This is a genomic window from Streptomyces venezuelae (assembly GCF_008642315.1).
Classification (GTDB): domain Bacteria; phylum Actinomycetota; class Actinomycetes; order Streptomycetales; family Streptomycetaceae; genus Streptomyces; species Streptomyces venezuelae_D.
Genome location: NZ_CP029192.1, coordinates 2,210,939 through 2,224,228 on the forward strand (window position 1 = coordinate 2,210,939; position 13,290 = coordinate 2,224,228).

General features: G+C 70.5%; 11 protein-coding genes. 5 read left to right on the plus strand and 6 right to left on the minus strand.

Features of this window, described 5'->3' with window-relative positions; genetic code table 11:
* Positions 1-11: 11 nt before the first annotated feature.
* A complete protein-coding gene (locus tag DEJ48_RS09185) occupies positions 12-239 on the plus strand; it encodes an MbtH family protein (protein ID WP_150215688.1) in 228 nt (75 codons plus the stop codon).
* Between the two features lie 68 nt (positions 240-307).
* Positions 308-1,672 carry a hypothetical protein gene (locus DEJ48_RS09190; protein ID WP_150215689.1) on the plus strand — a complete coding sequence of 455 codons (1,365 nt, stop codon included), beginning with the start codon at positions 308-310 and terminating at the stop codon, positions 1,670-1,672.
* Between the two features lie 110 nt (positions 1,673-1,782).
* On the opposite strand, the gene DEJ48_RS09195 is transcribed toward DEJ48_RS09190, so the two are convergent.
* From DEJ48_RS09195 to DEJ48_RS09205, 3 genes are all read right to left on the minus strand, one after another.
* On the minus strand, positions 1,783-2,889 hold the full coding sequence (locus tag DEJ48_RS09195) for an alpha-hydroxy acid oxidase (protein ID WP_150215690.1): 1,107 nt from the start codon (positions 2,887-2,889) through the stop codon (positions 1,783-1,785).
* Complete coding sequence (hppD, locus tag DEJ48_RS09200) at positions 2,886-3,986, minus strand: 4-hydroxyphenylpyruvate dioxygenase (RefSeq protein WP_150215691.1); 1,101 nt, start codon at positions 3,984-3,986, stop codon at positions 2,886-2,888. The genes DEJ48_RS09195 and hppD overlap by 4 nt, the downstream gene beginning before the upstream one ends.
* Positions 3,987-4,082: 96 nt before the next feature.
* Entirely contained in the window at positions 4,083-5,432 is a 1,350-nt protein-coding gene (locus DEJ48_RS09205) for a PLP-dependent aminotransferase family protein (RefSeq protein WP_411757439.1), read from the minus strand.
* Positions 5,433-5,910: 478 nt separating this feature from the next.
* On the opposite strand from DEJ48_RS09205, the gene ccsB reads away from it, so the two are divergent.
* Positions 5,911-7,074 (plus strand): c-type cytochrome biogenesis protein CcsB, encoded by a 1,164-nt coding sequence (ccsB, locus tag DEJ48_RS09210; RefSeq protein WP_150215693.1) that lies wholly within the window; start codon positions 5,911-5,913, stop codon positions 7,072-7,074.
* A gap of 154 nt (positions 7,075-7,228) precedes the next feature.
* Here the strand turns inward: ccsB and DEJ48_RS09215 are convergent, their stop codons facing one another.
* The gene (locus DEJ48_RS09215; RefSeq protein ID WP_150215694.1) at positions 7,229-7,897 is read right to left on the minus strand and encodes a TetR/AcrR family transcriptional regulator; all 669 of its coding nucleotides are present in this window, start codon (positions 7,895-7,897) and stop codon (positions 7,229-7,231) included.
* 59 nt (positions 7,898-7,956) lie between these two features.
* On the opposite strand from DEJ48_RS09215, the gene DEJ48_RS09220 reads away from it, so the two are divergent.
* The gene (locus tag DEJ48_RS09220; protein ID WP_150215695.1) at positions 7,957-9,450 is read left to right on the plus strand and encodes an FAD-dependent monooxygenase; all 1,494 of its coding nucleotides are present in this window, start codon (positions 7,957-7,959) and stop codon (positions 9,448-9,450) included.
* Here DEJ48_RS09220 and DEJ48_RS09225 read toward each other — a convergent pair whose 3' ends face one another.
* Positions 9,451-9,936: a carboxymuconolactone decarboxylase family protein gene (locus tag DEJ48_RS09225; protein WP_150215696.1), complete on the minus strand. Its 486-nt coding sequence runs from the start codon at positions 9,934-9,936 to the stop codon at positions 9,451-9,453.
* A 280-nt stretch (positions 9,937-10,216) separates the two neighbouring features.
* Here DEJ48_RS09225 and DEJ48_RS09230 point away from each other — a divergent pair, with 280 nt between their 5' ends.
* The gene (locus tag DEJ48_RS09230; RefSeq protein ID WP_150221081.1) at positions 10,217-11,080 is read left to right on the plus strand and encodes an RNA polymerase sigma-70 factor; all 864 of its coding nucleotides are present in this window, start codon (positions 10,217-10,219) and stop codon (positions 11,078-11,080) included.
* Positions 11,081-11,124: 44 nt separating this feature from the next.
* On the opposite strand, the gene DEJ48_RS09235 is transcribed toward DEJ48_RS09230, so the two are convergent.
* Entirely contained in the window at positions 11,125-12,870 is a 1,746-nt protein-coding gene (locus DEJ48_RS09235; RefSeq protein WP_150215697.1) for a sigma factor-like helix-turn-helix DNA-binding protein, read from the minus strand.
* Positions 12,871-13,290 lie beyond the last annotated feature (420 nt).

The following is a 13,290-nucleotide window of genomic DNA, read 5'->3' on the forward strand; positions in this document are numbered from 1 at the left end:
GAGAACCACCCATGGCCACGAACCCCTTCGAGGACGAGAACGGCACCTACCTGGTCCTGGTCAACGCGGAGGGCCAGCACTCGCTCTGGCCGTCCTTCGTCGACGTGCCGGCCGGCTGGGACCGCGTCTTCGGCGAGGACTCCCGGCAGGCCTGCCTGGACCACATCGAGCGGAACTGGACGGACATGCGCCCCAAGAGCCTGGCCGACGCCATGGCGGCGGACCGCGCCGACGCGTGACACGGGCGCCGGGGGCGGCCGACACGCAGCGGGTGACAAGTGACGGGTGAATGGGTGAAAGCGTGAACATGACGGAGAAGACGCCGGTGGGGGGATCCGCCGACCAGCGCGAGGACGGGCAGCGCGAGGACGGGCAGATCGGCGTCGGCGGCACGGCCCTGGGGCGCGGCTCCCGGGCGAGCCGCGCGCAAGCGCTGCGGGACACGGTCGACGCCGTGACCGCCTGGTCCCACGAGTCGCTCGGGAACGGCGGGCCGGACTTCACCGGCTTCCCGTACGAGCGGGTCGTGGGCTACTACCAGCAGACCGGAAAGGCGGCGGCCGCACCCGAGCTGGTCGCCCTGTTGCGCGGGGCCCGGCTCGGCATCGAGTGCGCGGGCCGGGCCCGGCCCTGGTCCTCGCCGGACGCCTGGCTGTTCGACACCTGGCTGCCGCTGACCTTCACCGACCGGCCGATGAGCTACGTCAGCTACGCGGGCAACGACGTCCTGCGCATCGCCGAGTGGAACTCGGACGGCGGGCCCGAGGCCGCCGAGCGGGCCGACGACCTGCTGACGGGGGTGCTCCTCGCCGACCTCGTCGTACGGGAGAGCGACGCGCTCACCGCGACGGGCGGCGGTGACCGGCAGCGGTCCCGCACCACCGCGGTGTGGCAGGCCCTCGCCCGGCTCCCGGAGTACGCGCCGCTGGCCCTCGCGGACACCGCGCCGCTCGACGCGGTGCGGTCCGCCCTCGCCGAGGGCGGCCCCGACGCGGCGGCACCGGCCGCGCGCGAGGCGGTCGACGCACTGCGCACGCAGGCGCCCGCCGCACTGCTGCGCGCGGTGGAGGTGGCGCTGCTGCCGGTCACCACGCTGCACGACGAGCGCATGTTCATCCGCTCCATCCAGCTGTTCGAGCGGCTGTTCGCGCGGGTGGCGCGGGCGCTGATGTTCGCCGTCGAGTCGGTCCGCGCCGACCGGCCCGCCGAAGCGGCGGCGTTCCTGGAGACGGTCGGCACGCGCCTCGCGGGCGCGACATCACCGCTGTACCGGGTCCTCACCACCATGCCGCCGGAGTCGTTCGCGGTGATTCGCGACCACACGCACGGCGCGAGCGCGATCCAGTCCCGGCCCTACCAGCTCGTCGAGACGGTGAGCGCGAAGCGTGCGGGCGAGGTCCACTCGCCGGAGAAGGGCCCGCTGTTCGCCCTCGACGCCACGCTGCAGGAGCAGTTCCTGGCGCGCGTCGGCGGCTGGCCGACGGCGGAGGCGCGGCGCCTGGAGGAGGCCATGCGGAGCCTGGACGCGGGCTGGCGCGGCATGAAGCGCACGCACTGGGGCGTCACGATGAAGATCATCGGCCGGGTGCCCGGCACGGGCGGCACCGCGGGCGCCGACTATCTGAAGGCGGCGGCGGACATGCCGCTGTTCCCGCAGCTGGCCGCGGTGTAACCGGGGCGCGCCGCGAGGCATCGACGGTACGAGGAGGGGGGCGCCCGGACGATCGACGTCGTCCGGGCGCCCCCTCGGCCGTGTCCCGTCGCGGGAGTCGCCGCCTCGGTTCAGATCCGTACGACGGCGAGATCGCGCGCGGCCGCGAGGTCGGGGCAGCCCGACAGGAGCAGTGCCTCCCGCAACTCGGTGTCGAGGAGGCGCAGTACGTGCCGTACGCCCGCCTCGCCGTCCACGGCGAGCCCCCACAGCACGGGCCGCCCGCACAGCACCCCGTCGGCCCCGAGCGCGAGGGCGCGCAGGATGTCCGCGCCGGTGCGCACCCCGCTGTCGAGCAGTACGGCGCACCGCCCGCCGACCTCGTCGAGGACCGGCGTGAGCGCCGTGACGCTGGGCGGCGCGGCCGGGAACTGGCGGCCTCCGTGGTTGGAGACGATCACGCCGTCCGCGCCGATGCCGACGGCCCGTGCGGCGTCCCGCGGGTCGAGGACGCCCTTCAGGACGAGCGGCAGGGCGGTCTGTCCGCGCAGCCAGGCGAGGTCGTCCCAGCCGATCGCCGGGTCGAAGGCGAGCGCGGTGTGCGTGGCGACGGCGGAGGCCCCGGACTCCCGGGCATGCGCGGTGCTGGGGGCAGGGCCGAGGTTGGCCGCGCGCACGTCGTCCGGCAGCGAGAAGCCGTTGCGCACGTCGCGCAGCCTGCGGCCCATGTGGGGCACGTCGACGGTGACGACGAGGGCCTCGCAGCCGGCCGCCTCGGCGCGCCGGACCAGGTCGAGGACCACGGCCCGGTCGCGCATCCAGTACAGCTGGAACCAGCAGGCCCCGCCGACCGCGGTGATCTCCTCGATCGGATGGCTGCTCAGGGTGCTGATGATGTACGGCGCCCCGGCGTCGCGCGCGGCACGCGCCGCCGCGAGCTCGCCCTCCGGGTGCAGCAGCCGCTGGTACGCCATCGGGGCCACGGCGAGCGGCAGTCCGGCGGTGCTGCGCAGCAGCGTGCCGGACGTGTCGGCCTCCTCCGTGCCGCCGAGCACCCGCGGCACCGGGCGTACGGCGTCCAGGGCGGCCCGGTTGGCGGCCTGGGTGGACTCGTCACCGCTGCCGCCGTCGACGAAGTCGCGTACGTCGGCGGGGAGTCGGTCGGCGGCGAGCCGCGCCATCTCGGCGACGCTCACCGCGGCGGCCCGCAGGTCCACCTCGTGCACGGGCACGGTCATGCGCCGGCTTCCTCCTGCCGCGCCCGCTCCATCTCCAGCTCGACGGCGCTGTACAGCGCCTTGATGTTGCCGCTGCCGAAGGTCCGCGCACCGAGCCGCTCGATGACCTCGAAGAACAGGGTGCCGCGCGGGTGGACGGACTTGGTGAAGATCTGCAGGAGCTGGCCGTCCTGGTCCTCGTCGACCAGGATGTTCAGCTCGCGGAGCGCCTCGACGGAGTAGCGGAGCAGGTCGAGCCGGTCGGGCACCTGCTCGTAGTACGCGCCCGGCGTGGTGAGGAACCCCAGGCCGTTCTCGCCGAGCCGGCTCACGTCGCGGACGATGTCGTCGGTGGCGAAGGCGATGTGCTGCACGCCGCCGCCCCCGTGCTCCTTGATGAACTTGTCGATCTGGCCCGGCTCGCGGGAGGTGTCCGGCTCGATCAGGGTGAGCGTCACCGCGCCGGAGCGGCTCTGCACGACCTTGGAGTCCATGGCCTGGCCGCCGACGATGATGCGCTCGGTGAAGACCATCTCGAAGTCGAGGACGCTCTCGTAGTACGCGACGGTCGGGTCGAGCTGACCGGCTTCGAGGCAGACGGCGAAGTGGTCGATGGTGTGCAGCCCGATGGCGGGGGCGTCGGGACCGTCCTGCTGCTGGCCGGCGGCGACCGGTGCCAGGCCGGGCAGCGCGAGGTCGTCGCTTCCTTCGGCGCGCTGGACGAAGGTGTGCGTGACGTCGGCGAACGCTCCGATGGTCGCGGTCACGACACCGTCGCGCTCCTGCGGCTCGGCGACGGGGCGGGCGCCGCGCCGTACCGCCTCGGCGTAGGCGGCCGCGGCGTCCGCGGTGCTCAGGGCGATGTCCGACACGCCGTCACCGTGCCGTCCGACGTAGGCGGCGGCCGCGTGGTCGGCGCCCCGCGCGTCGGTGAGCAGCAGGCGTATGCCCGCGCGGCCGACGGCGTTCGTCCGCACGGTCCCGTCGTCGGCGCCGTGTTGCTCGCTCCGTGCGTACACGCCCAGGCCGTAGTGGCGCTCGAAGAATTCGGTGGCCTCGGCGAGATCACCGACCGCGAAACCGACGTGATCGATGCGCAGATCGCCCAAGGGACTCATGACATTCCTTCTCAATACGATGATGGCAGGGGAAAAGACAAGGGGGAAAGGGAGAAAGGGAAAAGCGAAGCTGGAGCCGGCGGAGAGGGGGGAAATTCAGAGCGCGGCGGACTGTTCGCGCACGAAGGCGGCGAGGCGCTCGACGCCGAGCGTGATCTCCGCGGGAGACAGATAGCTGAAGGAAAGCCGGATCTGGTGCCGCGGCTTTCCGTCGCCGTAGAAGTGGTGCATGGGTGTCCACAGCACCTTGTGGCGGCGCGCGGAGTCCTCGAGAAGGGCGTCGTCGACGGCGAACGGAACGGTGAGGACGACGAAGAATCCACCGCCCGGCGTGTTCCAGGTCACGCGCGGTTCCGCGTCCTGGGGGAAATTGCGGGCCAGTTCGGCCAGGACGTGCCGCAGGTTGCCCTGGTAGAGCTCCGTCTCGCGGACATTGGCCGCGCGCAGGCTGCAGCCGTTGGCCACGAGCTTGCCGCCGATGACGGCCTGCGCGACGGGTGAGGTGTTCACCGTGAGCATGCTCTTGATCTTCGCCAGCTCGTCGGCGAGGAGCACGGTGCCGTCGGCGCCGGCCCGGCCCACCCGCTGGTCGGCGACCACGAACCCGATGCGCGCGCCCGGCAGCCCGGTCTTGGCGTACGAGCCGAGGTAGACGACGCGGCGCCGGTCGCCGTCGAGCGACTTGAGCGTGGGCAGCGGCTCGCTGCCGGGGGCGTGGAAGAGCCCGTAGGGGTTGTCCTCGAGGAGGAGGAAGTCGTGCTCCTCGGCGAGCCGGATGAGCGCTTCCCGGGTCCGTGTCCCGAGGGTGACGCCGGACGGGTTGGCGAAGTCGGCCACCACGTAGCAGGCGCGCGGCCGGAGCCCGGCGGCCCTCGCCTCGGTCACGACCCGTACGAGGTCGTCGAGGTCGATGCCCTCGGCGCTCTCCCGTACGGGCAGCACCCGCATGTCCGCGAGTTCGGCCGCGCCGGTCGCGCCCACGTAGCAGGGCATCGGGGCGATCAGCACGTCCTTGTCGTCCCTGCGCAGCGCGCGCAGGGTGAGGAACATCGCCTCCTGGCAGCCGACGGTCACCACGATGCTCTCCGGGTCGACGTCGATGCCCTCGTCGACGGAGAGGTTCTCGGCGATCAGGTCGTGGATGATGCCTTTGGTCCGCCCGTACTGCAGGATCGTGCGCCGCACCCGGGCCTCGTCGCCGCCGTGCACGGACCGCAGGTGGTCCTCGAAGACGCGGAGGTGGCGGTGGACGTCCTCGGTGTCGAAGAATCCCTCGTACGGCCGGCCCGCGGCCATGGAGAGGGCCTCGGGAAAGCGCTGGGAGATCTCGTTGAGGAAGTTCATCGACTCGATGACGGGCGAGGCGAGAGAGCCGTGCATCTCCAGCGCGTCGAGCTCGAAACGCTCGTGGCCGCCGACCGGCCCCCTGCTGATTTCTGCGTTCATGACGTGACACTCGGCGACAGTGGCCGAATTCCCCCCTCGGAAAACGGAACGGGGCATCGGCACATGGCAGTTCACTCACAGATGGAGAACCCGGCCCCCGCCGACGGGTTCTCGTGAAACACGATGTGTGCGGCTAAGGTGCGTGCGACACATCTCGCTCGATTTTTGATCGAATCATGATCGATTCAATCACGACGCCTGATAGAGCGTCAACCTGCGCCCACTGGCGGCCGACCGCCGATCAAGGTGCTCCACCCGCCGGCCGCTCACACCCCCGCACCACCCGGCCCCCAACCGCACCCGGAAGATCCCCCACGGCACCTCCCCCGGCCCTTCACCAACTGCCGCAAATGCGAAGGCCTTTGCGTGAGGGCGCGCCGGACCCCGGTTGCCGTCCGGTCCGGTGCGACGGCTAGGCTCCCCTACGGGTGCGGAGCGTGCCCGGGCCGCAGTCTGAATCCTCCAAAGGGGTCGAGAAATGGAACTGGCCGCCAACGAGAACTTGGCGAATATCAGTAACGTACTGATCTATTCGGCAATGGCCGTCTACACGTTGGCCTTCCTCGCCCACATCACCGAATGGATTTTCGGCAGCCGCAGCAAGGTCGGACGCACGGCCGCGGCGCTGGTGGCCGAGGAGCGGGACGGCGGCGCGGCGGCGGCCGGGGCGGGCCGGGCGAAGGCGGCGGAGGGCGGCGGCACGGCCGTGCTGGAGCGGCCGAAGGTCATCGAGCGGTCGCGTTCCGAATCACGTGACATGGCCGACGGCCCCGGCGCCCACGGCGACGACGCACAGGGCGACCTGTACGGGCGCATCGCCATCTCCCTGACGACGCTCGCCTTCCTCATCGCGGCGGGCGGCGTGGTCAGCCGGGCGCTGTCGGTGCGGCGGGCGCCGTGGGGCAACATGTACGAGTTCTCCACCACCTTCGCGACGGTCGGCGTCGGCGTCTACCTCGCCCTGCTCTTCGCCAAGAAGAACGTGCGGTGGATCGGCCTGCCGCTGGTCACCACGGTCCTGCTCGACCTGGGCATCGCGGTCACCTGGCTCTACACCGACAGCGCCCCGCTCGTCCCCGCCCTGCACTCGTACTGGCTGTGGATCCACGTCTCGACGGCCATCTTCTGCGGCGCCACGCTCTACCTGGGCGCACTGTCCGCGCTGGTCTACCTCTTCCGCGACCGCTACGAAGCACGCCTCACCGACGGCCGCGTCGCCGCGTCCGAGCGTGGCCTGGCCCTCGCCCTGCGCGACAAGAAGGGCCCGGTCAGCCTCCGTCTCGCCCTGTGGGCCCGCGTCGCGGGCAACGACATCCTCTCCCGCCTCCCCTCCGCGACGTCCCTCGACCGCTTCTCGTACCGCATCAACGCCGCGATCTTCCCCCTGTGGACGTTCACGATCGTGGCGGGCGCGATCTGGGCGGGCGACGCGTGGGGCCGCTACTGGGGCTGGGACCCCAAGGAGGTCTGGTCCTTCGTGACCTGGGTCTTCTACGCCTGCTACCTGCACGCCCGCGCCACCGCGGGCTGGAAGGGCCGCAAGGCGGCCTACATCGCCCTGGCCGCCTTCGCGTCCTACCTGTTCAACTACTACGGGGTGAACTTCCTGTTCGGCGGGAAGCACTCGTACGCGGGGGTGTGAGCCCGCACGAAAGCGTGAGGCCGACGCGGGCGTCGCGTCGGCCGGCACATGAAGCGCATGAAGCGGTACACCCGCTCGACTGAGCCGAGCGGTGGGCGGGCCCTCAGGGGCCCGCCTTTCGCTTTTCCGCCCCGCGATCGACGCACGGAAGGACTCACTCGGCACCGGACCGCAGCCGACGCAGCCCTTCAACCTGGAGATCGAGGGCGAATTCGAAGTGGGCGTCGAAGTCCGCGCTGGTGAGCACGGGCACCGTGGCCGCGAGATGTGGGTACGGACCGGCTTGCACCGCGCTTCGCAGCCGGCCCGGGTCGTCCGGCGCCCCGTCCTCGTGCGGCGCGGCGGCCGCCTGTTCCTCCAGCGTGTGACCCAGGGTGAAGTTGACCAGGGTCATGAGCGTACGACCGGCGTCCTCGTCCCCGAATCCGGCCTCGCGGAGCACACCGACGACGGATTCGGCGAAGGCCAGCGTGTGGGGACCCACCGAGTGGGTGCCGCCGAAGACCCTGGCGCCGTCACGGTGGGCCAGGAGGGCCCGGCGCAACGCTCGGGCGAGCGCCCGCAGACGCCCTGCCCAGTCGGCCGCCTCCGGTGACGCCTGGACGTCACCGAGCATGCGCTCGGCCATGGCGGTCAGCAGGTCCTGCTTGGTCGTGAAGTGGCGGTACAGCGCCCCGGCCCGGACGCCGAGCCGCTCGGCCAGCCTGCGCATCGTGAGCGCTTCGAGGCCGACGTCGTCCAGCAGCTCGAGGGCGGTCTCGACGGTTTTCGCACGGTCGAGGCGCGCCGGGCGGCCCCTGCTCGGGATTGACGGAGAGGTCATGCACCTCACTATAGTGAACGGTGTTCACGTGAACACCGTTCACTAATGAGGGAGCAGTCATGGAACCTGTCGAAGCTCATGAACATGAATCTGACGTCATAGTCGTCGGCGCCGGACCGACGGGCCTGATGCTCGGATGCGAACTCGCACTGGCCGGCACGCGGGTGCGGATCGTGGAACGCCGTACGGAGGCCACGCGGAACTCCCGGGCCCTGACGCTGCACCCGCGCAGCCTGGAGGTGCTGGACATGCGCGGCCTCCTGCCGCGCTTCCTGCCGCTGGGCAAGACCCTGCCGGGCTGGCACTTCGCCAACCTGCCCACCCGGCTCGACTTCAGCGCGCTGGACACCCGGCACGGCTACACGCTGTTCCTGGCCCAGGCGCACACGGAAGCCCTGCTGGAGGAGCGGGCACGTGAACTGGGAGTGCGGATCGACCGCGGATACGAGGTCACGGGCCTCGCCCAGGACGAGACGGGCGTATCGCTCGACCTCCGTGACGCGGACGGCCGGCCCACCACCTCCCGGGCACGGTACGTCGTCGGATGCGACGGCGGCCGCAGCGCCGTACGGCAGGCCGCCGGCATCGGCTTCCCCGGCACCGAAGAGACCCTCACCGGCGTACTCGGCGACTTCGCGACGGTCGACGCCTCCCCCGAGGCCCTCGAAGCGGCACGGGCCAACGGCATCATGGTCGTACCGCTGGAGGCCGGACTCACCCGCTTCGTCTACATCGACCCCGAGCGCATGCGAACCCCCGCCGCCGAGCCGGTGACCCTGGAGGAGTTCCGGGACGCCGTGACACGCATCTGCGGAGACGACTGCGGCATATCCGAACCACGATGGCTGTCGCGCTTCGGTAACGCGACCCGCCTGGCCGACCGCTACCGCACCGGCCGCGTCCTGCTGGCCGGTGACGCCGCCCACATCCACTTCCCGGCAGGCGGGCAGGGCCTGAACCTGGGCCTGCAGGACGCCATGAACCTCGGTTGGAAGCTCGCCGCCGAGATCAACGGCTGGGCTCCCGCCGACCTGCTGGACAGCTACGAAGCCGAACGGCGCCCGGTCGGCCAGGCAGTCACCGAGAACACGGCAGTCCAACTGCTCCTCACCGAACTGACCCTCGTCCCGCCCTACGAGCACAACGCGACGGCGCTGCGCACGCTGCTGGACGAACTGCTCGGCATCAAGGACGTCAACCGCCTCCTGGCCGACGGGGTCTCCGCGCTGAACACGACGTACGCCTCACCGCGGCAGGGCGCCCACCCTTTGACGGGCCACCGCATGCCGGACATCGACGTGACCACGGTGAGCGCGAAGAACACCCGGGTTCACGAACTCCTCGCGCAGGGCAAGTTCGCCCTGATCGACCTCGCGGGACACGACACCGACAACGACCTGCACGGGGTGACGGAGATCCTGGTGCGCCCCGACGGCCACATCGCCTGGGCCACCCGGACCACCGACGCGGCCACCCGCCGAACCGAACGCGCCGAGGCCCTGGTGGCCTGGACCGGAAGTTCCACGGAAGCCGGAACCGTGCAGGCACGGTGATCACCCGGCGATGGTGGCGAGGTTGCCGGGCTCGTAGGCGCCGCCCTCGTTGTCGAGCATCACCCCGAGCCGATTGGTCGCGTTGATCATGGCGATCAGGGCGACCAGCGCGACGGTCTGGTCCGCGTCGTAGTGTGCGCGGACCCGGCCCCACGTCTCGTCGGACACACCCTCGTAGCCGTCGATGATGCGGGTCCCCTCCTCGGTGAGAGCGAGCGCCGCCCGCTCGGCCTCGGTGAACACACTGGAGTGACGCCAGGTGGCGACCAGGTTCAGCCGGGCCGCGGTCTCACCGGCGGCCGCGGCGTCCTTGCCGTGGATGTCCACGCAGAAGCCGCAGCCGTTGATCTGACTGGCGCGCAACTGCACCAGCTCCTGGGTGGGCTTGGGCAGCGGCGATTCGTGGATCACCTGACTGACGGCGAATATCCGCTTGCCGATCCTGGCGCCGATCTCGTTCGCGAACAGGTCCATACGAGTTCCCATGGCAACGTCCTCACTGATGGAATCGTGTGCCGCCCGGATCGTCCGTGCAGCGTCTCGACACCCATAAGTCACCGCCCGCCCCTCCCCCGTGACACCACGGCGGTGTGACACAGCCCACGAAGCTTCCCTGTCACAAGGGACCACCGGGCGGCGACTAGTGCGTGCGTGAACCGTCAACCGTGAACGGATCAGGGACGCACACAACAGGCAGGAGCCGACGGTGGACAAGCGCGACCAGCAAACGACCGACGCCCCCGAACACACCCCGCACACCGCCGGCATGGACCAAGCCACCGAGACATTCATGGCCCACCGCAACCTGCTGTTCACCGTTGCCTACGAGATGCTCTCCTCCGCCTCCGACGCGGAGGACGTCCTCCAGGAGACCTGGCTGCGCTGGGCGGACATCGACCAGGAAACAGTGCGGGACGCGCGCGCTTTCCTGGTCCGCATCACCACGCGCCAGGCCTTGACCAGACTGCGCACCCTCCGCCGACGCAAGGAGTCCTACGTCGGCCCGTGGCTGCCCGAACCCCTGCTGACCGCGCCCGATGTCGCCGAGGACGTCGAGCTGGCCGACAGCGTCTCCATGGCGATGCTGCTCGTACTGGAAACACTCACTCCCACGGAGCGGGCGGTGTTCGTCCTGCGCGACGTCTTCGACCTCACATACGACGAGATCGCACAGGCCGTGGAGAAGACCACCACCGCGGTCCGCCAGACAGCCCACCGCGCACGAACCCACGTGGCGGCACGCCGCCCGCGCGAGGCCGTCTCGCCGACCCAGTCACGTGACGCGCTCGCGGCATTCCAACAGGCGGTCGAGACAGGCGACTTGCAGCGCCTGCTGGACATGATCGCCCCGGACGTCGTACTGCTGACGGACGGCGGCGGGGTAGTACGAGCCGCCCTGGAACCAGTAATAGGCGCAGAGCCGGTACTCAACGTACTCAGCAAACTGACCTCCACGACCCTGCAACCAGCACAGATCAACGGCCACCCGGCCCTGATCCTGCGCACGACCGACAAAATCGACACCGTCCTGGCGCTACGCCTGGAAGGCGACCTGATCACACATCTCTACGCCATCCGAAACCCGGAAAAGCTGTCCCACCTCGCCCACAAAACATCAGTGGCCCGCTGACGACCACGGCCGACGGGGCACTCAGCTGCCCGCGCAGGTTCGACTCACTTGGCCGGTGAGGCCGCGCGGAGCCGGTACGGGCGGCTGTGCCACGTCCAGTCATGCTTGAGGATCAGAGAGCACAGGCTCAGCGAATCCAGGGGCAGCGCGTCAGCTGCGGCTATGACCTGTGGCCAGGTCAGCTCACCCTGTGCGTCGAGGGCGGCGATCAGCGCCGTCTCCAGACGTGGGTCGACCGCACGGTCTTCGAGCAGTCGGCGGGTGCGGTGGCCATCCGTGACCAGGAGGCCCCAGCCCCGAAGCCGACAGAACTCCTCGGTGGCCCGGTACTTGGCGACGTTGACGGCCATCGCCATCTCGTAGACCGGCTTGACCTCGATCAGGATGCAACGGCCGTCCACTGTCGCGGCCAGGAGATCCGGGTAGTAGGTGCGCTGTCGCCCGGCGAACTCGTAGCCGATGGCCAGGGGTTGTTCCAGGTAGTACGCGATCTGCGGCGCGTGACTGAGCAGTTGGATGACGCCCAGCTCGGTCTCCGACTCGTACGACACGTCTCGGCCCAGCTTCGGGCAGGTCCACACTCCGAAGCGGCCCCGGTCGGCGTTCTCCTCCTCGCGGAGCGTTTCCAACGCGGTTCGGGGCGGGGCCGGTGCGGGCTCGCCGAACCAAGTGATCGCGCCGCCCAGAGCTTCCCAGCGCCGACTGGAACGTTCGATGCGCCGCTCCCGTGTCGCTTCACGACGGGCGGCCTCGTGCCGCAGGATGCGTATCGTCGACGCCTCGGCGGCCAGGTTGTCCGCACGCACCTTGTCCGCACCGGCCAGGCGTGCGATCAGAGGGATCGCCTGCCGGGGCGGCACCGTGGGCAGCAGCACGTCCGACAGGTCCAGCAGCCGTTCGGCCGCCGGAGGCCCCGCCTCGGGCGGCACCCGCCGCACACAGCTCAGGTCGGCCAGTAACTCTCGGAGCTTCAGCGAGGCCGGAGCGTCGGCCGCGGCCAGGCGACGGATAGCCCTCGTCTGCAGCTGCCGAACCCGCTCCCGCGACACGCCGAGGGACTGTCCGACCGTCTCCAGGGTCTGCGCCGGCCGGTCCTCGAGTCCCAGGCGACGGGAGAGGACCTCGCGATCCCGATCCGCGGACATCTCGTTCACCGCCGCGGCCACCAACTCCCGCAGAACGAGCACGGTGTCGGCATCGCGCTCGGCGATCAACGCCCAGTCGGCAGCAAGACGTACGGCACCAGGGCACACGCACTCGAGCAACCACTGCTCCAGTAGCAGCACTTCACCGTCGCGCCACAACCGCCGCGCCGCTGCCCGCCGTACGACAACGGCTACGGCCGCCAAGTCGCGAACCACCTCCCGGGCCAGGAACACCTCACGGCGCTCGGGACGCAGGACATGACCGGTCACGTGCTCCCAGTCCGCCAGCACCTCAGCCGAAGTACTCGCCCCGGTACCCCCCACGGGCTCGGTGGCCACACACCCCCCGCGCCGCTCACGCCGCTCACGGCGACGCCGCTCGGCACCCACGGCCCGCCACGCGTAGCCGGGATCCGCGGCCAGCCGGGACCTCAGCCAGGCCAACGGATCGTCGACGTCCGAACCGGACTGTGGAACCGGAACGAACCGGGCCAGACGGGCACGAACACCACCCGCCGAACGGCCATGCCGCTCGGCGAGCTCGGACAAAGCGAGCCCTTCACGCACGCCGTCGACAAGCCGAGCGTCCTCGCCATCACTCCACGCCCGGCCCCGCCTGACCCCGACGTCCACCTGATCCCGCACGCGCTCTCCCCCTCGGTTCCGGCCGCGGGGGAAAGTATCCCTACTGCTACTGACAGCACGCGGCTACAGGCTCCGGGAGTACAGGTCAGCGGCCCTTCTCAGCAGGCTCCAGAATCGCCGCACACTCCACCTGATGAGTCATCACGAAACATGTGGACCGGAAACATGTGAAAGAGAATCGCAGGTCAGCGACATGCCGGGAGCAAGCCGAAGCAGAGGCACTGTGCATTACGTGCACTGTGGGCGCTATGTGCGATCTCGTGACGCACGTTCCCAACCGGCGCAGAAGGCCCCCCGCCTCGACCGACACGGAAGCCATCCAGACACTCACCACCGACCACCCACGCGCGATCGCAGAGAAGGTCTGACACGCCTCAGCGCCCAGCTTCACGAGCTCAGCCCCGTGGTCACACAGAGAGC

Bases quoted from the DNA above. Each gene is read 5' to 3' on its own strand.
- DEJ48_RS09185 (WP_150215688.1), top strand. From the start codon at position 12: ATGGCCACGAACCCCTTCGAGGACGAGAACGGCACCTACCTGGTCCTG.
- DEJ48_RS09190 (WP_150215689.1), top strand. From the start codon at position 308: ATGACGGAGAAGACGCCGGTGGGGGGATCCGCCGACCAGCGCGAGGAC.
- DEJ48_RS09195 (WP_150215690.1), bottom strand. From the start codon at position 2,889: ATGACCGTGCCCGTGCACGAGGTGGACCTGCGGGCCGCCGCGGTGAGC.
- hppD (WP_150215691.1), bottom strand. From the start codon at position 3,986: ATGAGTCCCTTGGGCGATCTGCGCATCGATCACGTCGGTTTCGCGGTC.
- DEJ48_RS09205 (WP_411757439.1), bottom strand. From the start codon at position 5,432: ATGAACGCAGAAATCAGCAGGGGGCCGGTCGGCGGCCACGAGCGTTTC.
- ccsB (WP_150215693.1), top strand. From the start codon at position 5,911: ATGGAACTGGCCGCCAACGAGAACTTGGCGAATATCAGTAACGTACTG.
- DEJ48_RS09215 (WP_150215694.1), bottom strand. From the start codon at position 7,897: ATGACCTCTCCGTCAATCCCGAGCAGGGGCCGCCCGGCGCGCCTCGAC.
- DEJ48_RS09220 (WP_150215695.1), top strand. From the start codon at position 7,957: ATGGAACCTGTCGAAGCTCATGAACATGAATCTGACGTCATAGTCGTC.
- DEJ48_RS09225 (WP_150215696.1), bottom strand. From the start codon at position 9,936: ATGGGAACTCGTATGGACCTGTTCGCGAACGAGATCGGCGCCAGGATC.
- DEJ48_RS09230 (WP_150221081.1), top strand. From the start codon at position 10,217: ATGGACCAAGCCACCGAGACATTCATGGCCCACCGCAACCTGCTGTTC.